This is a genomic window from Mesonia sediminis (assembly GCF_042684705.1).
Lineage (GTDB): Bacteria > Bacteroidota > Bacteroidia > Flavobacteriales > Flavobacteriaceae > Mesonia > Mesonia sediminis.
The window spans coordinates 577,838-600,457 of sequence record NZ_JBHULZ010000041.1 but is presented as its reverse complement, the minus strand read 5'-3'; the positions used below and the strand labels follow the sequence as shown (position 1 = coordinate 600,457).

Below are 22,620 nucleotides of genomic sequence, written 5' to 3'. Positions count from 1 at the left end.
TTCTTTACCGATTTTTAGTCCGCTTCAAGCGTTTTTAAACTAAAAATTATGTATCTTTTTTGTTTTATATATATTGCTTATGTAAGCTAGAAACATATAATCTTGAAAAGGAGTAAAATCCGATAATCTAAAATTTTTAATTATGAAAAAATAATTTATAAAACTATTTGCATTACTATCCTTAAGCTTAATAATAGCCTGTTCTACAGAAAGTAATAGCGATCAAAAATTAATAGAACCAGAATCTTCAATTATTCTTAACCCGCTCGAACAAAATAATTTAATGCAAGCTCGTGGAAACGGAGGAATACGTTTTGTTGTAGTTGAGATTGGTAAAAAATCAAAAGATTGTAAAAAAATCGGTGTATGCAGGTTTTGCATGTTCTGCGAAGCAAATCCAGGATTACCTGATGAAAAAGTAGCAGAAATAGTTGATGAAGCTATTGAAAATGCTCAAAATCAAGCACAAGGACTACCACATGATTCACATTTGATATTTAAATTAAATGAACCTCTTGATTCAAATATATATGATACAAACTTCTATATTGATGAAGATTTATACGCAGAAGACGATACAAGTTTTTACCTTCCTGCATCATCATACCCACTAGAACTTAATATTGGTGAATTTGGCGGTTATAGAGTGCCAATTATTAATAATTAAAAATAATCATTATGATAAAACTCCTTACTACTTTATTCTTTTTATTAACCTCCATTTTTTGTAGTGGACAAAAATACATCTCTAAACCATTAGCATATAAAAGTTGTAAGGAGTTTATATTTAACAAAAAAAATATAGACAGTACTATCTATACTATAAATGCTTCTGAATTACAATCGTTAATTAAATGTAGAGAGAAGAAATTTACATTAATTTATGTTTTTTCTCCCACATGTAGTTCCGTTAAAAATAGAATGATAGATGTAGCCAAACTATTAAAAGAAAAACAAATAGATATTTTATTTTTTAGCATTGACAAAGATAATTCTAAAAGTCTAAACAGATTTTATGAATATTTCTTGAAAATAAACTATACATATCCGCTTTTTGTAGTAAGTGATAAATATTCTAAAAACGGAGATAAAAAACTAAAGCTATTCTTAAAACAAATTACCCCTCACCAAGATTATAAAAATGTAAGTAGAGGATCTATAATTCTTTTAGATGATAAAGGAGATATCATTTACTTTTCCGATTACACAAAAAAACAACCTATAAAAGATGTTATTCAACTAATAAACCCTGAATAATTCTTAAAAAAATACTTCCTCCACAAAACTACAATTAAGTATTAGTGCAAAAATTAACAATCTGTCAGTTTGTCAGAGTATGGTTTTCATTGTATCTTTGGCGTTCAAATTTGATTAATAGCATAGAATATGGAGAAGGTGATCGACGAAACCCAGCAAGGCAGCGCCTTGGTTATGGAGCCCAAAAAAGATAACAGCCGCAAACTCTTTATTGAGAGTTACGGTTGCCAGATGAATTTTAGCGATAGTGAGATTGTAGCTTCCATCTTAGCCAAAGAAGGTTTTAACACCACCGATAAATTAGAAGATGCCGATTTGGTATTGGTGAACACCTGCTCGATTCGAGAGAAAGCAGAGCAAACCGTACGCAAGCGTCTTGAAAAATACAACGCGGTAAAACGCCATAACCCCAGTATGAAGGTAGGAGTTTTAGGTTGTATGGCCGAGCGCTTAAAGAGCAAATTCTTAGAAGAAGAAAAAATAGTAGACCTGGTGGTAGGTCCAGATGCCTATAAAGACCTGCCCAACCTTATTGAAGAAGTGGAGGCCGGCCGCAATGCCGTAAATGTAATTTTAAGTAAGGAAGAAACCTATGCCGATGTTTCACCGGTACGCTTGCAAAGCAACGGAGTTTCTGCCTTTGTATCGATTACCCGCGGTTGTGATAATATGTGTACCTTCTGTGTGGTGCCTTTTACCCGTGGTAGAGAACGTAGCCGTGACCCTCAAAGTATACTCGAAGAGGTAAACGACCTAGCGGCACGCGGTTTTAAAGAAATCACTTTATTAGGCCAGAATGTAGATAGCTATTTATGGTATGGTGGTGGGCTTAAAAAAGATTTTGACAAAGCCAGTGAAATGCAAAAGGCTACAGCAGTGAATTTTGCCGGATTATTAGATCAGGTAGCAAAGGCTCAGCCTAAGATGCGTATCCGCTTTTCTACCTCTAATCCGCAGGATATGACTTTAGATGTTATTGAGACCATGGCTAAGCACCAAAATATTTGTAAGTACATTCACCTGCCCGTACAAAGCGGTAGCGATCGTATTTTGAAAAAAATGAACCGTTTGCATACACGCGAAGAGTATTTTACATTGATTGATAATATTAGAAAAATCATACCCGATTGTGCGATTTCTCAGGATATGATTGCGGGATTCCCCACTGAAACCGAAGAAGATCATCAAGATACGCTTTCGCTGATGGAATATGTGAAATACGATTTTGGTTTTATGTTTGCTTACTCGGAGCGCCCCGGAACGATGGCAGGTAGAAAGATGGAAGATGATGTACCTGAGCCAGTAAAAAAACGAAGACTTCAAGAAATCATCGAGTTGCAACGCGAACATTCGTTGTACCGCACCCAACAGCACTTGGGTAAGATAGAAGAAGTGCTTATCGAAAAGGAGTCTAAAAAATCTGACTTACATTGGAGTGGTAGAAACACCCAAAACACTATGGTGGTTTTTCCTAAAGAAAATTATAAAGTAGGCGACTTTGTAAAGGTAAAGATTGAAGATTGTACCAGTGCCACCTTATTAGGAACACCAGTTGGATATTCTGACAACAATTAAAAATCGGGTACTCGCCTGCCGAGTACCTTATTCAGTTTTGCCGCAAAGGCCTATCTTATTGGCGGTTTTTACCACCGATTTAATACCTTAAAAAATGGAATCATTACAAGCAACCAAACAGCGTTTTGAAATAATCGGCAACGATGCCGGGCTCAACCGAGCCATAGAAAAGGCTATGCAGGTAGCACCTACCGATATTTCGGTATTGGTAACCGGTGAAAGCGGTGTAGGTAAAGAGAGTATTCCAAAAATCATACACTCGCTTTCTCATCGTAAACACGGTAAGTATATCGCCGTAAACTGCGGGGCCATACCCGAAGGAACTATTGACAGTGAGCTATTTGGTCACGAGAAGGGTGCCTTTACAGGGGCAACCCAAACCCGTAGCGGTTATTTTGAAGAAGCCGACGGCGGGACCATCTTTTTAGACGAAGTGGGTGAATTGCCTTTGACCACCCAGGTGCGCTTATTGCGCGTGCTCGAAAATGGTGAATTCATTAAAGTGGGTTCTTCTAAGGTTCAAAAAACCAATGTACGCATTGTAGCAGCAACCAATGTGAATATGTTTGAAGCCATTAAAAAAGAAAAGTTTCGGGAAGACCTGTATTATCGTTTGAGCACCATTGAGATTCACCTTCCCCCTTTGAGGGAAAGAAAAGGCGATATTCATTTATTGTTTAGAAAATTCGCATCCGATTTCGCTTTAAAATATAAAATGCCCAGCATACGCTTAGATGAGGCTGCTGTAAATACTTTAGTCAAATATCGTTGGAGCGGAAATATACGTCAGTTGCGCAATGTAGCCGAACAAATATCGGTATTAGAACAAAACCGAAGCATCGATGCGCAAACCTTGGCAGAATACTTACCTGAAGCAGGAAGCAACCTTCCTGCCGTGGTAGAAAACAAAAAAAGCGAAAGCGACTTTAGTAACGAACGAGAGATTTTATATAAAATCTTGTTTGATATGAAGAGCGATTTAAACGACTTAAAAAAGCTTACCTTAGAACTCATGCAGAGCGGCAATAGCGCCGATTTAAAAGATGAGCACGAAGGGCTTATCAATAAAATATACGGTCAGAGCAAAGAGCAAGAAGCTTACGAGGAAGAGTTTGATGAGCAGATGGAGATATTGCAATTGGGAAATGAAAGCAACAAAACTCCGACAGAACCGGTAAATACAGCACCCGATCCTTATGATTTTGCAGAAGAGATTGAAGAAGAGGAAACCCTGTCTTTGCAAGAAAAAGAAATCGAACTGATTAGAAAGTCGCTCGAACGTCATGACGGTAAGCGCAAAGCTGCAGCTGAAGAATTAGGCATTAGCGAACGCACCTTGTACCGCAAAATAAAACAATACAAATTGTAATGATGCAGAAATTTTTAAAGCTATGTTTGGTATGTGCAAGTCTGTTGACTTTGCAAGCCTGTGGTATTTATAGTTTTACGGGTGCCGATACCGGAGATGCCGAAAGCTTTCAGGTAAATTTATTCCAAAACACTGCCAGTTTGGTAGAGCCTGGAATAGAACGAAGTTTTACCAATGCGCTACAAGATCGTATTCAAAACCAAACCAGCTTGAGTTTAACCAATACGGGAGGAGATTTGGTATATGAAGGAGAAATCACACAATATTATATTGCGCCGATGACGGCTACCAGTAGCAATACCGCTGCCGAAAACCGACTGACCATTGCGGTTAACGTACGTTTTTATAATAACTTAGATCCAGAGAAAGATTTTGAAAAGCAATTCTCCTTCTACTGGGATTATCCTGCCAACCAACAATTGGTAGGAAGCACCTTGGATACCGCACTCGATGAAATCTTTTTAAGGCTTACTCAAGATGTGTTTAATGCCTCCTTAACCAATTGGTAATCGAAAATGATAGATAAGGCTACTTTTAATGCACAATTAGAAAAAGAAACTACCGATAGTCTCCCTTCTAGTCAATATGCCGAGCTATTGGAAGAATACCCTTATTTTCAAGCTGCACGTGCTTTGTACCTAAAGGCTCTTAAAAAGGAAAATAGTTTTAGCTATAACCATGCTTTAAAAGTTACAGCAGCTTATACCGAAGACCGAGGTGTTTTATTCGACTATATCACCTCGCCGGTTTTTAAGCAATTGGAAAAGGCCCGGCAGATAAAAATCCGCTTAAGCGAAGAACTGGAATCAGATTTATCCTTAGCCCCCGAAGAAGCCAGCAAGGTATTTGATCCCGATTTATTTCAACCCGAGAAGGCAGAAGAACCTAAAGCAAGCGAGCTGGAGGACTCAAACGCCGCAGATCAAAACCAGGCTCCCGTTACAGAAGATGTATTGGAAAGCGGACGCCCGCTAACTTTTGACCGCCAGGAGACCCATAGCTTTAGCGAGTGGTTGAAACTCACTCAAGCTCAACCCATTGATAGAGCTGCTGCCAAAGCAGAAGAAATAAGCACTGGGGAATCATCCACTGTACCTCCTAAGAAATTTGAATTGATTGATAAATTTATTGCGAGTAACCCAAAAATAATTCCGTCTAAAGAACCGGTAGGAAAACCCGAAGGCCTGCAGACTACCCCTTTAAATACGGACTTAATGACTGAAACTTTGGCGCGAGTTTACTTGGAACAAAAAAATTATTCTAAAGCAATTCAAGCTTTTAAAATATTAATTTTGAAAAATCCCGAAAAAAGTAGTTTATTTGCAGACCAGATTCGAGCAATCGAAAAATTACAAGAAAAACATTAGATATGAGCACATTTGGAATATTTTTAGTTTTAATCGTTATCGTAGCCTTTTTATTGGTAGTTGTTATTATGGTACAAAACCCTAAAGGAGGCGGACTTTCTTCTTCTTTTGGAGGCGGTGGCGGCCAGCAAATGGGTGGTGTTAAGAAAACCACCGACTTTTTAGATAAGAGTACGTGGACATTAGCTACGGTTTTATTGGTGCTTATCTTACTTTCTAACGTAACCATTATGAGTACAGGAAGTGCCGAAGAATCTAGAATCATAGGCGGCGATCAAGAAGCTACTCCAATTGAAGCTCCTGTTCCTAACCCGACTACACCAGCTACAGAAAACACTACAGGCGAGCAGAACTAAGCCTTACTTTATAAAGTTTACCAATGCCATCTGTCACTTAAAAATGACAAGATGGCATTTTTTTTTGCCCTTATTAGACTGGCATACTTTTGGGAATAATGCTGAGCAGAAATTAATAACATTAAAACAAATACATATGGCATTAACATTTAAACCCTTAGCAGACCGCGTGGTGATAGAGCCCGTAGCTGCCGAAACGAAAACCGCTTCTGGTATTTACATTCCTGACTCTGCAAAAGAGAAACCACAGCAAGGAAAAGTAATCGCTGTAGGAAAGGGAACTAAAGAACATGATATGACCGTTGCAGAAGGCGATATGGTTCTTTACGGAAAGTTTTCTGGAACCGAATTAAAGCTTGACGGTAAGGATTATTTAATTATGCGTGAGACTGAAATTTTAGGAATACTCTAATCTGTTCACCTCTTTAAAACTTGTATTGAAACAATTAAAAAAAAAGAATTATGGCAAAAGATATAAAATTTGATATTGAAGCACGCGATGGTATTAAGCGCGGTGTAGATGCATTGGCCAATGCAGTAAAAGTAACTTTAGGTCCAAAAGGTAGAAACGTTATTATTTCAAAATCTTTTGGTGCTCCTGTAGTAACCAAAGATGGTGTTTCTGTAGCTAAAGAAATCGAATTGGAAAATGCGCTTGAAAATATGGGCGCTCAGATGGTGAAAGAAGTTGCTTCTAAAACCAATGATTTAGCCGGTGACGGTACCACAACGGCAACCGTATTGGCGCAGGCAATTGTAAAAGAAGGTTTAAAAAACGTAGCTGCAGGTGCAAATCCGATGGATTTAAAACGCGGTATCGATAAGGCCGTTGAAGCCATTACCAAAGACCTAGCTGAACAAACCAAAGAAGTAGGAAGCTCTTCTGAGCAAATCAAACAAGTAGCTTCTATCTCTGCCAATAACGACGAAGTGATTGGTGAATTAATCGCTCAGGCCTTTGCCAAAGTAGGAAAAGAAGGTGTTATTACCGTTGAAGAAGCTAAAGGTACCGATACTTACGTAGATGTGGTAGAAGGAATGCAATTTGATCGCGGATACTTGTCGCCTTACTTTGTGACCAATAGCGAAAAAATGACTACCGATTTAGAAAACCCTTATATCTTGATTGTAGATAAGAAAATATCTACCATGAAAGATTTAATGCCTGTACTAGAGCCGGTAGCACAAACTGGTAAGCCTCTATTAATCATTGCTGAAGATGTAGATGGTGAAGCTTTAGCTACTTTGGTAGTAAACAAATTAAGAGGCTCTTTAAAAATCGCTGCGGTTAAAGCACCAGGTTTTGGAGACCGTAGAAAAGCGATGTTAGAAGATATCGCCATTTTAACTGGAGGAACTGTAATCTCTGAAGAGCGCGGATTCACTCTTGAGAACGCAAGTATCGATCAATTGGGTACTGCAGAGAAAGTGAGCATCGATAAAGACAACACAACGATTGTAAACGGTGCTGGTGATGATGAAATGATCAAAAACCGCGTAAACCAAATTAAATCTCAGATAGAAACTACTACCTCAGACTACGATCGTGAGAAGTTACAAGAGCGTCTTGCTAAGCTTGCTGGTGGTGTAGCCGTACTTTATGTAGGTGCAGCTTCTGAAGTTGAAATGAAAGAAAAGAAAGACCGTGTAGACGATGCTTTACATGCTACTCGCGCAGCCGTAGAAGAAGGAATTGTTGCTGGAGGTGGAGTTGCTTTAGTACGTGCTAAAACCGTATTGGCTAACCTAGAAACCATTAGCTTAGACGAAACTACGGGAGTACAAATTGTAAACCGTGCTATTGAAGCACCGCTTAGAACCATCGTAGAAAACGCAGGAGGAGAAGGTTCTGTAGTGATCAACAAAGTGCTTGAAGGTAAAGATAACTTTGGATACGATGCCAAAACCGAAGAGTATGTAGATATGCTAGAGGCTGGTATCATTGATCCGAAAAAGGTTACTCGTATTGCTTTAGAGAATGCAGCTTCTGTAAGCGGTATGATCTTAACTACCGAGTGCGCTTTAATCGATATCCCAGAAGAGGATAACGCTGGAGGCGGAATGCCACAAGGTATGGGCGGAGGAATGCCCGGTATGATGTAAACCTATCATCATATCTCATAATACTCAAAACAGCTCGTCTTTCGACGGGCTGTTTTTTTTATGCCTCGACCTTTTGAGCCTAATATAATTTTAACCTTGTACCAAAACGAATCTGACCAATATAATGCAAGAAAGTGGCAGCTTTTCTATCCTTAATCCGCAGTAATCGAGCAATTGATGCACTTCTTTTGGGTGTGCCGTGGTTAAATCGTTTAACTCTTCTTCAATAAACTAGGTAACTCAGTTAAACTTTATTTAGATATAAATGCAGGTTCAAAATCATAGGCAAAAAAAAATTCCCCTTGTGAGGGGAATTTAAAGTATACTTGGTAGGATTAAGGAAATTAAAACAAGCCCCACTTTTTCTTTTTGGCCACTTCTTCGGCGTGGTAACCATAACCGTAGCCGTAATTATAACCATAGGCTCCATCGGCTTTTACATCGTTAAGCACCAGACCCATATTCTTAATTTTATCATTGCGTTTTAATTCCTCTATATGTTGAATCAATTTACTGTCGGTATAATTGGCACGGATCATATATAAGGTAGCATCGGCATGATGCGCTATCAGTAAGGTATCGGTAACCAAAATGGTAGGTGCAGTATCTACTACAATATAGTCATATTTTTGTCTGGCTTCGTTTAACAGACTTTCAAAACGTCCGTTAAGCAACAACTCCGCCGGGTTTGGTGGAATCTCTCCCGATAAAATTAAATCCAGGTTCGCGTGTTCAAAAGCATTTTTCTGAACCAATTCTGCTAAACTAATATCTTTGCGGTATAAATAATCGGTTGTACCGGCCAGGTTTTTCTTCAAATTGATATAGGCATGCAACTGCGGATTCCGTAAATCACAACCCAGCAACAACACCTTTTTACCTGTAGAGGCCATTGAAATGGCTAAATTAATCGCCACAAAGGTCTTCCCTTCTCCTTTAGTGGTCGAGGTGGTAAACACTACTTTACCGCCTTCCTGCTCCCGCTCTACAAAGAAGTTTAAATTGGTTCTTAAAATCCTAAAAGCTTCAGCCAACACACTATGATCGTTCTTTTGAATGAGTCGGTCAGCGGTTTTTAACAAAGTAGGCACTTCACCTACAATTGGTATTTGTGGTAACAAGCGCTTCACTTGGTTTTTATGGTGAATTTTGGTATCCAATAAAAACAAAACGTATAAAATACCAAAAGGCAATAAGAGTCCTAACACCAATGCCCCCAACAAAATAATTTGCTTTTTAGGCGCTACCGGTTGGGGTTGAGTATATGCCCAATCTACTACCTTAATCACCGGCGAAGTAATAGCATAACTCAAGGCCGCTTCTTCTCTACGCTGTAATAAAAACAAGTAAAGTCTTTCTTTAATTTCACGCTGACGGGTGATGTCTCTGATTTGTTTCTCTTTCTCAGGAATACTTCCTAACTGCCCAGCCGAAACGCTTTCGCGTTGCCTAATGCTGCGCAAAGCGGTTTCTAGCGAACGGATATAAGCATTTACACTTCCGTTTAGATTGCCACGCAACTGATTGATTTGCTGGTTTAAGTTAACCACCATAGGGTTTTCTTCGGTTCCTGAAACCAAATAGCGTTGGCGCTCGGTCACCAAACTGTTGTACTGCTGGGTAAGCGCATTTACATTTTCATTGTCTATTCCAATATTGGCAGGTAATAAATCAAAAGCCGACTGATTTTGCAGTGTTTCTTGGAAATCACGCGCTACCAGCAACTGGGTTTCCATCTCGTAACGTTTTTGTTCGGCCCCAGCTTCTTTACCAAATAATTGCTCGGCACTAGACTCTACGGTTACAACATTATTATCGCGTTTGAAATTTACCAGACCCGACTCAACTGTATCTAACTCTCCTTCTAAAAACACCAAACGCCGTTCAACAAAATCTTGAGTACGTTTTGAAACCAAGCGCTTGTCTTCTATACCATCTTGATTGAATACTTGAATTAGCCGATCTAATATGGCTTTATTCAACTCTTGATTAGCGCCTTTGATGCCTAGTTGCAATACGTGACTCTTATCGCCTACTGGCTCTATACTGATTTGCTGGGCTAGGTTTTTTACTTTATGGTTCATCGCCGTGTGCCAAAAAGACATGTTGGCAATGGGTTTGGGATCTTCTCCTACGCGCTTATCAGTGATTAACAAAGTGAAATCGCCGTACTGGAGGGTATCACCAAAGCGCCCCTTTTGTTCGCCTATAGATTCTGCACTCAGCTTAAACTCATTATTCCCTAGGCTCGCTAATTGTATGCTTGGGGAGTTTCCTACCTCCTGCTGCGTACTATCGGGAATCCAATTAACGTGAAAAGGTGCATCTGGACCAAAAACCAGAAAAGACTTGATGGTTCCTTTGGATTGGTAAGTGGTATTAAGATCAAGACTTTTAACCACTTGCTCTAGAATACGTCTCGATTTAAAAATTTGCATTTCGTTTTCGAGATTTACCTTGGTCATATTAAACAAGGTACGCGAGCCCGAAAGTCCCGAAAGGTCGAGCCCACCATCATCGTTTTCATCGAGTACTTTAACCTTTGCCGTAGTTTGGTAAATACTAGTTGAATACCGCAAATAAATGAAAGCCCCAATTACAAAGACTAACACACTGGCCAAGAACCATGGCCAGTAACGCAAGTATTGAAAAATAATCGCCTTGATATCTTCACCGTTTTCCAGATTCGGATCTGTAGCTTGATTTTCTTGAAAAGCTTGAGGTTCTTTCATCTTATTTAAATATTAATACCGCTGAACTTAAGAGAATTGAAAACACAGAAAGCAGGGTTCCTAAATTACCTACTATACCAGCCGATTTTACTTTGGCGGTATTTGGGGTAACATAAAGAATGTCGTTTTGTTTTAGGAAGTAATAAGGCGAGTTCATCCAATCGGTTTGAGTTAAGTCGATGCGTTGATGCACACGCTCGCCATTGATTTCGCGTACCAATAAAACATGGTTGCGATCGGCTTGGATGGTTAAGTCACCCGCCATCCCTAATGCTTGTGGAATACTGATGTTTTCATCGGTAATACTGTAAGTCCCTGGAGCTTTAACCTCGCCTAAAACGGTGAACTTAAAATTAACCAAGCGCACTTTAACCTGTGCATCCCGTACAAATTTTTGCAAACGCAACTCAATCACCTCTTTGAGTTCTTGGGTGGTGAGACCAGCTGCCTGAATATTCCCTAAACCGGGGTAATCAATGGCTCCGTTCTTATTCACCAAATAACCCTCTAGCAATACGGCCGGACCGTTTAAATTGGTTGCGCCCATAGCTTGAGTTTTCTTAAACTTAAAAGGGGTTAAACTTTCTTCGTTTAAAGCGGTTACATCGATCTTTAAAATATCGTTTACTTGGATGTATTTTTCGGTATATAAATCCAAGGTTTGCGCAGGTGTATGCTGGTCTATATTCTGCATATATAAGATGTCCTTTTTACTGGTACAAGCGGTCAAGCAGAGAACCCCAACAAAGAGTAGTAGTAATTTCTTCATGCGTGCAAAGATAATTAAGTTTTGCTACTATAAAATTAAGAGCACTTATTATTTACAAACGCTCAATTTATAAAAACTTTTAGTATTATTTGTATTTTCATCAAGATTAAACCTATTTTTGTCCCATAAATCAATTCGATTAACCTAAGAAAACGAGCAGGTTAGCTTGTTTTTTTTTGAAGGATAAACAAATTTTAGCCATACATAAGAAACAAAAAGTGCTTTTCCTTAGCAACGCCCTCTTTATATGAGAACACTTTTACCCAAAATAAAAATCAAGCTGCTACGGCTGTTAAAACCTCTAGTGCAAAATTATGTGCCCAGGCGGTACATTTTATTTATTGACAGCCTATTGGCTTTCATCGCATTAGAATGCTCGTTCTTTCTAATCAACAGCGTTCAAGGCAATACCCAAGTTCGATTTGTTTTATCTTGGGAGTTAGCGGTGATGCTAGGAGTTCAAATACTTAGCTTTATCTTACTAAAGTCCTATTTTGGATTGGTTCGTTTTTCTAGCTTTCGCGATGTCATCACCCAATTAAAAGTAACGGCATTAGCGGTATTTACCATTTTGATCATCAACCGTATTTATTACTATTATGACGCTCAAAAACTCATTTTAGATGCAGGGGTAATCGTTTACGGGTTTATCAGTTTTTCTCTATTGTTTTTCTTTCGCGTATTGGTAAAGCAAGTATATAAAAGCATATATCCAAGCAAAAAGAATAGCGTCAAAGCCTTCATATACGGTACCGATTTAAAAACCTTAACCACCACCGAGGGTTTATTATCAGACCACTCTGAGCATTTTCGTATTGCGGGATTCATTCATTCGGGAAAAGGTGCCTTGGTCAATCGCATTCATAACCTCCCCATTTACAGTCTAGCTGAATTGAAGCAGATTTCAAAAGAAGCTTCTGCTTTAATTATTACCGAAGAAAAGCTGAAAAAACTGCAGCTGCGTCGTCCGCATTTGGTAGATGAATTGCTCGAATTGCAATTGACCATTTACAAAATAGCACCGCCACAGAATCTAGAAGACCGCGTAGATTTTAAAAACCTTAGAGAGGTGAAAATAGAAGATTTACTGCAGCGTAACCCTATTAAAATCAACAATCCCAAACTCAAAGAACGCTATACAGGAAAAACGATTTTGGTTACAGGAGCTGCAGGTTCTATTGGTAGTGAAATTGTGCGACAGCTTATTCCTTTTAACCCAGGACACATTGTTCTGTTAGATCAAGCCGAGACCCCTTTGCATGAAATTTCTTTAGAACTTAAAAACAATCACCCACAACTCAGTTTTAGTCAGGTGATTGCCAATGTGCGTAACCAAACCCGATTAGCCGAAGTTTTTTCTCAATACAAACCTCAAGTGGTTTTTCATGGAGCGGCCTATAAGCATGTACCCATGATGGAAAACAATCCTATTGAAGCGCTTTCGGTAAATTTCTGTGGTACCTGTAATCTAGCTGATTTAGCCCTTGAATACCAAGTAGAGCGTTTTGTTTTTGTAAGTACAGACAAGGCGGTTAACCCTACCAATATTATGGGGGCTTCTAAACGATCGGCCGAAATATACATTCAGGCGCAAGCCAAAAATCAAAAACAAACCACCTTTATTATTACCCGTTTTGGTAATGTATTGGGTTCAAATGGTTCGGTCATACCACACTTTAAAAAACAAATAGCCGCCGGTGGTCCCGTAACGGTCACCCATCCTGAAATCACCCGTTATTTTATGACGATCGATGAAGCATGTCAATTGGTATTGGAAGCTGGAGCTATGGGAAAAGGCGGAGAGATTTATGTATTTGATATGGGGCAACCCATTAAAATCATCAATCTTGCCAAGCAAATGATTCGCTTAAGCGGATTGGTACCCAATGAAGATATCGCTATCACTTACACCGGATTAAGACCGGGAGAAAAACTCTACGAAGAACTGCTTGCCGATAAGGAAACTACATTACCTACGCACCACGAGAAAATTCTGATTGCCGAGGACACCAATTATTTCAACAAAACCAGCGGGGTAATACTGCACAAATTTAGTCAGCATATTATTTCCAATGATATTCACCTTGCTTTTGCAACGCTTAAAAGCTTGGTACCCGAATATGAATGTCGCCAACAAGAAGAGCAGCTGAACAAAAAACAACAAGTCAGTTAATAGTATATTTTAGTTTATTTAAACACGGCAAGGTAAGTAAACCCAAGCCTTGGCTGATGCTAACATTCTTGATTTGAGTAGGTATTAGCGCGGCGCATAAGACTTAGCTTTTTGTTTATAAAAAAATGCTCTATTTTTTTTCGAAGCCCATAAATAAATGTAAGTTTAGCCTGGATTTTAGCTCTCAATACCACCGCTATGTATTTAATTTTTGACACCGAAACAACCGGTTTACCCAAACGCTGGGATGCCCCCATAACCGATACCGACAATTGGCCTAGAGCCATACAGATCGCGTGGCAATTGCACGATGAACGCGGGAATCTAATTGAACAAGAAGACTTTTTAATACAACCCGATGGATTTGACATTCCATTTGATGCAGAAAAAATTCACGGGATTTCTACTCTACTTGCCCAAGATCAGGGAATAGAGCTAAAAGAAGGATTAAAACGATTTCAAGCAGCACTTGGGCAAACCAAATTTTTGGTGGGTCAAAACGTAGGTTTTGACATCAATATTATGGGAGCTGAGTTTCATCGCCTCGGCATGGAAACGCAGCTTACTCAACTTCCGGTTTTAGATACCTGTACCGAAAAAACAGCTCAATTGTGCCAAATTCCAGGCGGACGTGGAGGAAAGTTTAAACTTCCTACCCTAACCGAATTGCATGAGCATTTATTTGGAGAAGCCTTTAACGAGGCACATAATGCAACAGCCGATGTTGAAGCCACCACACGTTGTTTTTTAGAATTAATACGCCTTAAGCAATACAGCCTTGATGAGTTGCACGCCCAACCGAAGTATTTTGAAGCTTATGCCGCCGCCAATCCACAACCAATAAAAGGTATTGGTTTAAAGCACATCAATTTAAAAAAGGCTTCGGCCCAGTTGCGCAAGCAACAAAAAAAACAAGCGCCTGATGCCGGTATAAGTCAGGCTCAAATCCGAGAAAACCTAGCCGAACTAGAAGCCGTTTCTTTTACCCACCTACACAACCACAGTCAGTTTTCTATTTTACAATCGACGATGAGCGTGCAAGACTTGGTAAAAGCGGCTGCCAAGCAAAATATGCCAGCGGTAGCCCTAACCGATCACGCCAATATGATGGGGGCCTTTCATTTTGTAACGGCTATAGAGAATCATAACGCCAAAATATCGGCAGATGCATCCGGCGAAAGCCAAGAAAAACCCTTAAAACCTATTGTAGGCTGTGAATTTTTTGTTTGCGAAGACCACTTAGATAAGAGTAGAAAAGATAACGGTTACCAAATTGTTTTGCTTGCCAAAAACAAAAACGGTTACCACAATTTAGCCAAGCTATCTTCTATTGCCTATACCCAAGGCTTTTACTATGTACCGCGAATCGATAAAAAGATAATAGAGCAATACAAAGAAGATGTTATGGTACTTTCGGGTAACCTTTACGGAGAGGTGCCCGGAAAAATTTTAAATGTAGGTGAAAATCAAGCCGAAGAAGCCCTTATTTGGTGGAAAGAAACTTTTGGAGAAGATTTTTATATCGAGGTAATGCGTCACGGACAAGAGGACGAAAACCGTGTAAACGATATTTTAATCCCCATGGCCAAGCGTCACGATGTAAAGCTTGTAGCCACCAACAACACCTATTATGAAAAGAAAGAAGACGCTAATGCCCACGATATTTTACTCTGTGTAAAAGATGGTGAAAAACAATCGACACCCATAGGTCGAGGACGTGGCTATAGGTATGGCCTGCCCAACCAAGAATATTATTTTAAGAGCGCCGAAGAGATGAAAGATCTCTTTAAAGATATACCCGAAGCCATAAGCAACACCCAAGAGATTGTAGATAAGGTAACCCCCTTTGGTCTTGCTCGTGACGTTTTGTTACCTGCTTTTGATATACCCGATGAATTCAAAGACCCACAAGATGAGATAGATCATAAAAAGCGTGGAGAAAATGCTTATTTGCGTCACCTCACCTACCAAGGCGCCAAAGAACGTTATGGTGAAATTACCGAATCAATAAGCGAGCGACTTGATTTTGAACTATCGGTAATTGAAAAAACCGGTTATCCCGGATATTTCTTAATTGTAGAAGATTTTATTCGTGAAGCCCGAAATATGGACGTTTCGGTGGGCCCGGGACGAGGATCGGCAGCCGGTAGTGCGGTTGCTTATTGCCTTAAAATTACCAATATAGACCCTATTAAATACGACTTGCTTTTTGAGCGTTTCCTAAACCCTGATCGAGTGAGTATGCCCGATATTGATATTGATTTTGATGATGAGGGTCGCGGTCGTGTGATGGACTATGTAATCAATAAATACGGTGCCAACCAAGTTGCGCAAATAATCACTTACGGTACTATGGCCGCCAAATCGTCTATTCGAGATACGGCAAGGGTATTGGATTTACCTTTATCTGAAGCCGATAGAATTGCCAAGCTGGTACCCGATATGTCTAAGCTGTATAAAATATTTGCTTTAGACGAAAAAGGAGTTGCTAAAAAATACCGCAGTGAGGATGTAGAAAAAATAAAATCGCTCTTTGATATTGCCGCCGGTAACGACTTAGAGGCCGAAACCGTAAACCTAGCGCGCACCTTGGAAGGATCGGTTAGAAACACCGGTATTCACGCTTGTGGGGTTATTATCACCCCAAGTGATATCACCAATCACGTTCCCGTTTCGCTAGCCAAAGATTCCGATTTATATGTCACCCAATTTGATAACTCGGTGGTTGAAGATGCTGGCTTATTGAAGATGGATTTCTTGGGGTTAAAGACGCTTACGCTGATCAAAGACACGGTAAAAATTGTAAAAGGAAGACACAATATAGATCTCGACCCAGAAAATTTTCCGCTTGACGATCAAAAAACCTATGAACTGTTTCAACGCGGAGAAACCATCGGGGTGTTTCAATATGAATCACCTGGGATGCAAAAGCATATGAAGAACTTGAAACCCACCGTGTTTGAAGATCTCATTGCCATGAACGCTTTGTACCGCCCAGGACCTATGGAGTACATTCCTGATTTTATCGACCGTAAGCACGGGCGGCAGGAAATTACTTATGACCTGCCCGATATGGAAGAGTACCTGAAAGAAACCTACGGAATTACGGTTTACCAAGAGCAGGTGATGTTGCTCTCGCAAAAACTAGCCAACTTCTCTAAAGGTGAAGCCGATAAATTGCGAAAGGCGATGGGGAAAAAGATTTTTGCCCAACTCGAACTCCTAAAGCCTAAATTTATGGACGGCGGTGCCTCTAACGGACATCCGCAGGAAACGCTTGAGAAAATTTGGAAAGACTGGGAAGCCTTTGCTAGTTACGCCTTTAACAAGTCGCACTCTACTTGCTATGCCTGGATCGCCTACCAAACGGCCTATCTGAAAGCGCATTACCCGGCCGAATATATGGCAGCGGTTTTATCTAATAATATGAATAACATCAAAGACATAACCTTCTTTATGGAAGAGTGTCAGCGTATGAAATTAGCCGTATTGGGTCCAGATGTGAATGAATCTTACTATAAGTTTTCGGTAAACAAACAAAACGCAATTCGCTTTGGCATGGGAGCTGTAAAAGGAGTGGGTGCCGGAGCGGTAAAAACCATTGTAGACAACCGTAAAAAAGATGGTGCTTATAGATCTATTTTTGATATGGCCAAACGCATTGATTTACGAGCAGCCAATAAAAAAGCCTTTGAGAACCTAGCTTTGGCTGGCGGGTTTGACAGTTTTGGCGGCACGCATAGAGCACAATATTTTCACGACCCCGGAGACGGTATTAGTTTTTTAGAAAAAGTGATTAAATACGCTGCCAAGTTTCAAGAAAATCAAAATTCTGCTCAGGTGAGTCTATTTGGCGAAGCCAGCGAGGTACAGATTCCCGAGCCTGAAGTGCCGCCATGCGAACCTTGGGGTACCATGGAGAAATTGAAAAAAGAACGCGAGGTGGTGGGAATTTACATTTCTGGACATCCACTAGATGATTTTAAGTGGGAATTAAAATATTTTTGTAATGCTTCGCTGAACAAATTAGAACACTTAGAATATTATGTAAATAAAGAACTCTGCATAGGTGGAATTGTAAGTGGCGAAGTTCAACATCGCACAAGTAAGACAGGTAAAGGTTGGGGTATTTTTACCGTTGAAGATTATGACGGTTCTTATGAATTCAAAATATTTGGTGAGGAATACCTAAAGTTCAGGCATTTTTTATTGCCCAATAACTTTGTGTTCATCCGTCTGTTTGTAAAAGAAGGCTGGACCAATCGGGAAACCGGAAAAAAGGGAGATCCGCGAATACAATTTAATATGTTTAAACAACTTCAAGATGTATTACCAGATCTATCCAAGAAAATTAGCATACAGCTCGATATCGATCAGTTAAACGAAAATACCATCGACTATTTAGATCAACTCACCACGGCACAAGTTGGTGATAAGCACATCAACTTCATCGTTTATGAACTGAAAGAAAAAATTAAATTACAAATGCCCAGTAGGAGTCGAAAAGTAAGCATCAATAGAGAATTACTCGATAGTTTAAAAGCAAAAGATATGCATTTTAAAGTGCAATAGAAGTCAAGCTGATTTACTTTGTATAAAAGAATATCAACCCGCCTCTCAATGGCTGAGGTCCTCTAGTTTTTAGTATTGATAAAGCACATACGACTATTGGAAAATCTAATTTAGAAGGTGTAGGGAAAACATAAAAATATTGACTAAATTTGTAGAACAACAAAAATATAAATTATGGCATTAGAACTTACAGACGCAAATTTTGAAGAAAAAGTATTAAATAGCGACAAACCCGTATTGGTTGATTTCTGGGCAGCTTGGTGTGGACCTTGTAGAATGGTTGGACCTGTAATTGATGAAATCAGTAAAGAATATGAAGGGAAAGCAGTTGTTGGAAAGGTAGACGTAGATGCAAATACAGAGTTTGCTGCTAAGTATGGTGTAAGAAATATACCTACCGTTTTAGTTTTTAACAAAGGGGAATTAGTAGGAAGACAAGTAGGAGTTTCTCCAAAAGATACTTACACTAAAGCAATTGACGAGCTTTTATAATTTTTATCTTTAATTCATAAAAAAGGTTTAGCTTATCGGCTAGACCTTTTTTATTTTTATTAAATTGTTGGGCTATGAATTTACAAGAACAGATACAAAACGGGCCCGGTTTTGGGCGTCTAGATTTGCTGGCTAAAAAAGTAGTTGAAGGCTTTATATCGGGGCTACATGCGAGTCCGTTTCACGGCTTTTCAGCCGAGTTTGCCGAACATACGCTTTACCATCCTGGGCAGAGCACCAAACACATCGATTGGAAACTCTATGCCAAAACCGATAGGTTATACACCAAAAAGTATGAAGAAGAGACCAATTTGCGTTGTCACGTAATCATTGATCAATCGAGCTCCATGCACTATCCGGCTTTAAAAAAGCAAAGTTTAAGAGCGTATAATAAAATAGGATTTGCAGCCTTAGCTACAGCATCTTTAATGCAATTATTTAAGAAACAACGCGACGCTATGGGACTTAGTCTTTACAGCGATGCCTACGATTTTTACCTGCCTGAGAAAGGAAGTGAACGGCATTTTCAACTGCTTTTACATCAGTTGGAACACATGCTTACCCCTACCTCAAGCCGCAAAAAAACCGCCACCTATGAGGTTTTACATCAAATTGCCGAAAAGGTAAAACGTCGTTCCTTGATATTTCTCTTTACCGATTTATTACAAGCCCATGAAGACCAAGAACAACTCCTGGCTGCTTTACGTCATTTGAATCACAATAAACACGAACTTGTGGTTTTTCATACATTAGATGGCTCAAAAGAAATGGATTTTGACTTTGAAGATACCCCTAAAAAATTTATCGATGTAGAAACCGGTGAGGAATTGGCGGTTTACCCCTCTCAATTACAGGAAGCCTATCGCCAACAGATGAAAAGTTACCAGAATTTGTTTAAACAAATGTGTTTAAAAAACAAGATACAGTACCAAACTGTAGATATTCAAAAAGATCTGCAAAAAATACTGATTACTTATTTAATTGAACGACAAGGCTTTAAATGATTTTATTAAAAAAAATATAAAAAAAGCTGTGTTTTTTTTTGCACGAACCATAAAAGCACTTATATTTGCACTCGCAATTGCGCTGAAGCTTTGAAGAAGCGCAATACAGACAAAACAAAGTCTAAAAAATGAGTTACGGTCTGGTAGTTCAGTTGGTTAGAATACCTGCCTGTCACGCAGGGGGTCGCGAGTTCGAGTCTCGTCCAGACCGCAATAAAAAAAGCTTCAATTTTCATTGAGGCTTTTTTTTGCGAAGTTGTGTTGTGTATGTCAAGCAATTGTTTGGCATCTCGGTTTAAGTAGTTAAACCAATGAAGAGCTTTTCCTTTCTTTTAAGGAGAGGCTTTTTTTAGTTTAGGGCTGATAAAGGATCAAGGACATTTTGGATCAAGACCATTTTCTGGGTTTTTAAGCAAATAATTTTTCAAGTCTATACAGGAAGAATTCAGTTCTTCTTACTCCTCTTAATTGAGTTTTAAGGATAGATCAAGAATAAATTCTTAGTCATATATAAATCTAAAAAAAGTTCACATTCATCCTAACAAAAGCACCATTGTTTTAAAAATTACAAAATAATAAACTTAAAATGCATCATTAATCGGATATTTTTTACTTTTGTGGCATTTAAAACTATGAAGCCCCACTACCTAACTATCCTAATTTCATTCGTCTTAAGCCTGTCTTCTCATGCTCAAAATCTAAGCCATGATGAAGCTCAGCGGATACACCAATATCAATTATCTCAATTTCAAAAACTCTTTTCTCAACCCGATGAAGTCAAACCCATCTTAGACAGTTTACAACTTGTAGGTGAACGCTTTTGGCCCGATAGCCTGCGCGCCTCTAATCATCTACTTAACGGCACTTACTATTCGATAAAGAGTAAATTAGACTCTGCAATTTATCATTTTAAGCAAAACCTTGTTTTTATAGACTCCAATTCGGCTCGGTATCCAAAAATGCTAAATAACTTAGCTGTTATGTATAATCATAACGGCCAGTATGCTGAAGCTTTAAAACTAGCCGATGAGGCTATCAAAACAGCAAAAAACCGAAAAGACTTTAAGTCCGTATCTTTACTCAAAGCCGTTAAATCTGTCACATACGCCCGCTTAGAAGATTACAAAACCGCTTTAAACTTTCAAAAGAAAGTGATTGCCACCATTGAAGCAAATGAGCTTACTTTCAGGCAAGTGCCTATCGAATATCACAATTTAGCAAACTTGTATAGGCGATTAAACATGCAAGATTTGGCTATTGCCGAATTTAAAGCAACCCTCCCACGTTTAAAGGCCAATGAACTACTCGACACCTATTACCTAGGAAGCCTCAATTTGAGTCACTCTTATCTAGAAACCGGTCAGCTTGCCTTAGCCGATTCTTTATTGAGCCTTAGTCACCCAAAAATAGTAGAATTTGGTCACTCTAATATTTTGGACTACCATGATGAGTTGAGGGCCAAATATTTTACCTATTTAGGCGATTCGGAGCGAGCACTTGGCATTTATCGTTCAATTTTCAACAAGGAATGGAATCCTATCAATGAACGCCTTTATCATGTTGCACGTAGGTATATGAGTTTACTCGAGTCAGAAAACTTAAAAGAAGAAGCCACTGCATTTGCCTTATGGGTTTTAGATTACGAAAAAAACAATCCGCAACAGCAATTTGGCATAAAATCAAAGATCAAATTTTATATACAAGCAAAAGATTATCTCAGAAGCAACAAAGAGACCTACAATAAATTGCTTTTACGCACTTTAAGTCTTCAGGATTCGTTAAATGATCGAAACGATGAATTAGCCAAACAGCATTTTTATGAAAGTTTAGCTTTTCAAGACAAACTGGAAGAGAATAAAACCCTCGAAAAAAACCTAGCCTCGTCCACCTATCGCATTTATCTATTACTAGGATTGGGAACTTTGCTACTATTGGGCAGCGCATATTATTTTTATCGATATAAAATCGGACAGAAAAAAGCAGGTGCCGCCTTAAGCCAAGCTGACACCAAAGCCAAAAAATTAAACAAGGATTTAGAAGCAGTAAAAACAGAAAAAAAGAAAGCTGAAGAAACCTTGGCGATTCAAAAATCCGAAATTTTAGCTTTGGCCGCAAAGTTTAATCAGGTACAACAAAAATACTCCAAAGCCATCTACAGATTAGATAAGGAAACACAACAGCAGCTATTAATCCATTTAGGAAATACTGATAAAGCCGAAGATTATTGGGCTATCATTAAAGATAAGTTTATCGCCCTAAACCCTGATTTCATCCAACAATTAAAAGCGCATTATCCTGCTATCACAAGCTCTCAAATTGACTTTTGCGCCTTGATTCGTATCAACCTATCCAATAAAGAAATTGCTAAGGCTTTAAGCATCACACCTCAGAGTGTAATTACAAGAAAATACCGTTTAAAAAAGAAATTCAATCTTGAAAAAGATGTTGACTTTACCCGTTTTATCCTAGACTTATAACAAAAAATAGACCTGTATTCAACTCACAGCAAGCAACTTATAAAAAAAACAAACTTGTCTATTATTTGTCTATGCCTAAAAAATCCTCGCTCCCAAACAAATTTATAAGTTTGTACAAGAGCCGAGAATATATTACAGCTGCCAAAAATGTTTTTTAGCTAGCTAAAGTATTTTTCCCAAAGCTCAAAATAAAACTTTAGTGTTTTAAAATAAATTTGGTGTTTATCTAGCGTGGGGGCGCGCTGTTAAACACGGCAAAGCTCCCATAAAGGGAGCTTTTTTCATGGTTCATAACGCACTTATCATTTTGTCATTAATAAGATTGCCAAGCGGCCTCTACTTCTCCAATACAAATGTTTAGCCTGCTAGTGGCT

The 22,620-nt window shown here is 38.9% G+C and carries 16 protein-coding genes and 1 tRNA gene; 15 read left to right on the top strand and 2 right to left on the bottom strand.

Annotation, left to right across the window (positions count from 1 at the left end):
• Positions 1-283 precede the first annotated feature (283 nt).
• The 9 genes from ACFSQ0_RS10795 (at position 284) to groL (ending at position 8,027) form a co-directional block, all read left to right on the top strand.
• Positions 284-667: a hypothetical protein gene (locus ACFSQ0_RS10795; RefSeq protein WP_379048112.1), complete on the top strand. Its 384-nt coding sequence runs from the start codon at positions 284-286 to the stop codon at positions 665-667.
• Positions 668-678: 11 nt separating this feature from the next.
• Positions 679-1,257 (top strand): hypothetical protein, encoded by a 579-nt coding sequence (locus ACFSQ0_RS10790; RefSeq protein ID WP_379048109.1) that lies wholly within the window; start codon positions 679-681, stop codon positions 1,255-1,257.
• A gap of 129 nt (positions 1,258-1,386) precedes the next feature.
• Positions 1,387-2,832 (top strand): tRNA (N6-isopentenyl adenosine(37)-C2)-methylthiotransferase MiaB, encoded by a 1,446-nt coding sequence (miaB, locus tag ACFSQ0_RS10785; RefSeq protein WP_379048106.1) that lies wholly within the window; start codon positions 1,387-1,389, stop codon positions 2,830-2,832.
• Between the two features lie 94 nt (positions 2,833-2,926).
• A complete protein-coding gene (locus ACFSQ0_RS10780; protein WP_379048103.1) occupies positions 2,927-4,201 on the top strand; it encodes a sigma-54 interaction domain-containing protein in 1,275 nt (424 codons plus the stop codon).
• 2 nt (positions 4,202-4,203) lie between these two features.
• Positions 4,204-4,710: an LptE family protein gene (locus ACFSQ0_RS10775; RefSeq protein ID WP_379048833.1), complete on the top strand. Its 507-nt coding sequence runs from the start codon at positions 4,204-4,206 to the stop codon at positions 4,708-4,710.
• A 6-nt stretch (positions 4,711-4,716) separates the two neighbouring features.
• A complete protein-coding gene (locus tag ACFSQ0_RS10770; RefSeq protein WP_379048100.1) occupies positions 4,717-5,568 on the top strand; it encodes a hypothetical protein in 852 nt (283 codons plus the stop codon).
• A 2-nt stretch (positions 5,569-5,570) separates the two neighbouring features.
• A complete protein-coding gene (secG, locus tag ACFSQ0_RS10765) occupies positions 5,571-5,924 on the top strand; it encodes a preprotein translocase subunit SecG (protein ID WP_379048097.1) in 354 nt (117 codons plus the stop codon).
• A 136-nt stretch (positions 5,925-6,060) separates the two neighbouring features.
• Entirely contained in the window at positions 6,061-6,336 is a 276-nt protein-coding gene (locus ACFSQ0_RS10760) for a co-chaperone GroES (RefSeq protein ID WP_379048094.1), read from the top strand.
• Positions 6,337-6,386: 50 nt separating this feature from the next.
• Positions 6,387-8,027, top strand: a complete 1,641-nt coding sequence (gene groL, locus ACFSQ0_RS10755; protein ID WP_379048091.1) for a chaperonin GroEL — start codon at positions 6,387-6,389, stop codon at positions 8,025-8,027.
• Between the two features lie 344 nt (positions 8,028-8,371).
• Here the strand turns inward: groL and ACFSQ0_RS10750 are convergent, their stop codons facing one another.
• Both ACFSQ0_RS10750 and ACFSQ0_RS10745 read right to left on the bottom strand, forming a co-directional pair.
• Positions 8,372-10,759, bottom strand: coding sequence for a GumC family protein (locus ACFSQ0_RS10750; RefSeq protein ID WP_379048088.1), 2,388 nt, complete (start codon positions 10,757-10,759; stop codon positions 8,372-8,374).
• A gap of 1 nt (position 10,760) precedes the next feature.
• The gene (locus ACFSQ0_RS10745) at positions 10,761-11,528 is read right to left on the bottom strand and encodes a polysaccharide biosynthesis/export family protein (RefSeq protein ID WP_379048085.1); all 768 of its coding nucleotides are present in this window, start codon (positions 11,526-11,528) and stop codon (positions 10,761-10,763) included.
• Positions 11,529-11,775: 247 nt separating this feature from the next.
• Between ACFSQ0_RS10745 and ACFSQ0_RS10740 the strand changes: the two genes are divergently transcribed.
• The 6 genes from ACFSQ0_RS10740 to ACFSQ0_RS10715 all read left to right on the top strand — a co-directional run bounded on the left by ACFSQ0_RS10740 (position 11,776) and on the right by ACFSQ0_RS10715 (position 22,246).
• Positions 11,776-13,701, top strand: coding sequence for a polysaccharide biosynthesis protein (locus ACFSQ0_RS10740; RefSeq protein WP_379048082.1), 1,926 nt, complete (start codon positions 11,776-11,778; stop codon positions 13,699-13,701).
• Positions 13,702-13,899: 198 nt separating this feature from the next.
• Positions 13,900-18,273 carry a DNA polymerase III subunit alpha gene (gene dnaE / locus ACFSQ0_RS10735; protein WP_379048079.1) on the top strand — a complete coding sequence of 1,458 codons (4,374 nt, stop codon included), beginning with the start codon at positions 13,900-13,902 and terminating at the stop codon, positions 18,271-18,273.
• A 174-nt stretch (positions 18,274-18,447) separates the two neighbouring features.
• Positions 18,448-18,765, top strand: coding sequence for a thioredoxin (gene trxA, locus ACFSQ0_RS10730; protein WP_379048076.1), 318 nt, complete (start codon positions 18,448-18,450; stop codon positions 18,763-18,765).
• A gap of 74 nt (positions 18,766-18,839) precedes the next feature.
• Positions 18,840-19,769: a DUF58 domain-containing protein gene (locus ACFSQ0_RS10725; RefSeq protein WP_379048073.1), complete on the top strand. Its 930-nt coding sequence runs from the start codon at positions 18,840-18,842 to the stop codon at positions 19,767-19,769.
• Positions 19,770-19,906: 137 nt separating this feature from the next.
• Positions 19,907-19,980 (top strand) — tRNA-Asp (locus tag ACFSQ0_RS10720).
• A gap of 421 nt (positions 19,981-20,401) precedes the next feature.
• Entirely contained in the window at positions 20,402-22,246 is a 1,845-nt protein-coding gene (locus ACFSQ0_RS10715) for a tetratricopeptide repeat protein (protein ID WP_379048070.1), read from the top strand.
• Positions 22,247-22,620 lie beyond the last annotated feature (374 nt).

Coding starts and splice junctions, on each gene's coding strand:
- ACFSQ0_RS10795 (WP_379048112.1), top strand. CDS start 284: ATGCAAGCTCGTGGAAACGGAGGAATACGTTTTGTTGTAGTTGAGATT.
- ACFSQ0_RS10790 (WP_379048109.1), top strand. CDS start 679: ATGATAAAACTCCTTACTACTTTATTCTTTTTATTAACCTCCATTTTT.
- miaB (WP_379048106.1), top strand. CDS start 1,387: ATGGAGAAGGTGATCGACGAAACCCAGCAAGGCAGCGCCTTGGTTATG.
- ACFSQ0_RS10780 (WP_379048103.1), top strand. CDS start 2,927: ATGGAATCATTACAAGCAACCAAACAGCGTTTTGAAATAATCGGCAAC.
- ACFSQ0_RS10775 (WP_379048833.1), top strand. CDS start 4,204: ATGCAGAAATTTTTAAAGCTATGTTTGGTATGTGCAAGTCTGTTGACT.
- ACFSQ0_RS10770 (WP_379048100.1), top strand. CDS start 4,717: ATGATAGATAAGGCTACTTTTAATGCACAATTAGAAAAAGAAACTACC.
- secG (WP_379048097.1), top strand. CDS start 5,571: ATGAGCACATTTGGAATATTTTTAGTTTTAATCGTTATCGTAGCCTTT.
- ACFSQ0_RS10760 (WP_379048094.1), top strand. CDS start 6,061: ATGGCATTAACATTTAAACCCTTAGCAGACCGCGTGGTGATAGAGCCC.
- groL (WP_379048091.1), top strand. CDS start 6,387: ATGGCAAAAGATATAAAATTTGATATTGAAGCACGCGATGGTATTAAG.
- ACFSQ0_RS10750 (WP_379048088.1), bottom strand. CDS start 10,759: ATGAAAGAACCTCAAGCTTTTCAAGAAAATCAAGCTACAGATCCGAAT.
- ACFSQ0_RS10745 (WP_379048085.1), bottom strand. CDS start 11,528: ATGAAGAAATTACTACTACTCTTTGTTGGGGTTCTCTGCTTGACCGCT.
- ACFSQ0_RS10740 (WP_379048082.1), top strand. CDS start 11,776: ATGAGAACACTTTTACCCAAAATAAAAATCAAGCTGCTACGGCTGTTA.
- dnaE (WP_379048079.1), top strand. CDS start 13,900: ATGTATTTAATTTTTGACACCGAAACAACCGGTTTACCCAAACGCTGG.
- trxA (WP_379048076.1), top strand. CDS start 18,448: ATGGCATTAGAACTTACAGACGCAAATTTTGAAGAAAAAGTATTAAAT.
- ACFSQ0_RS10725 (WP_379048073.1), top strand. CDS start 18,840: ATGAATTTACAAGAACAGATACAAAACGGGCCCGGTTTTGGGCGTCTA.
- ACFSQ0_RS10715 (WP_379048070.1), top strand. CDS start 20,402: ATGAAGCCCCACTACCTAACTATCCTAATTTCATTCGTCTTAAGCCTG.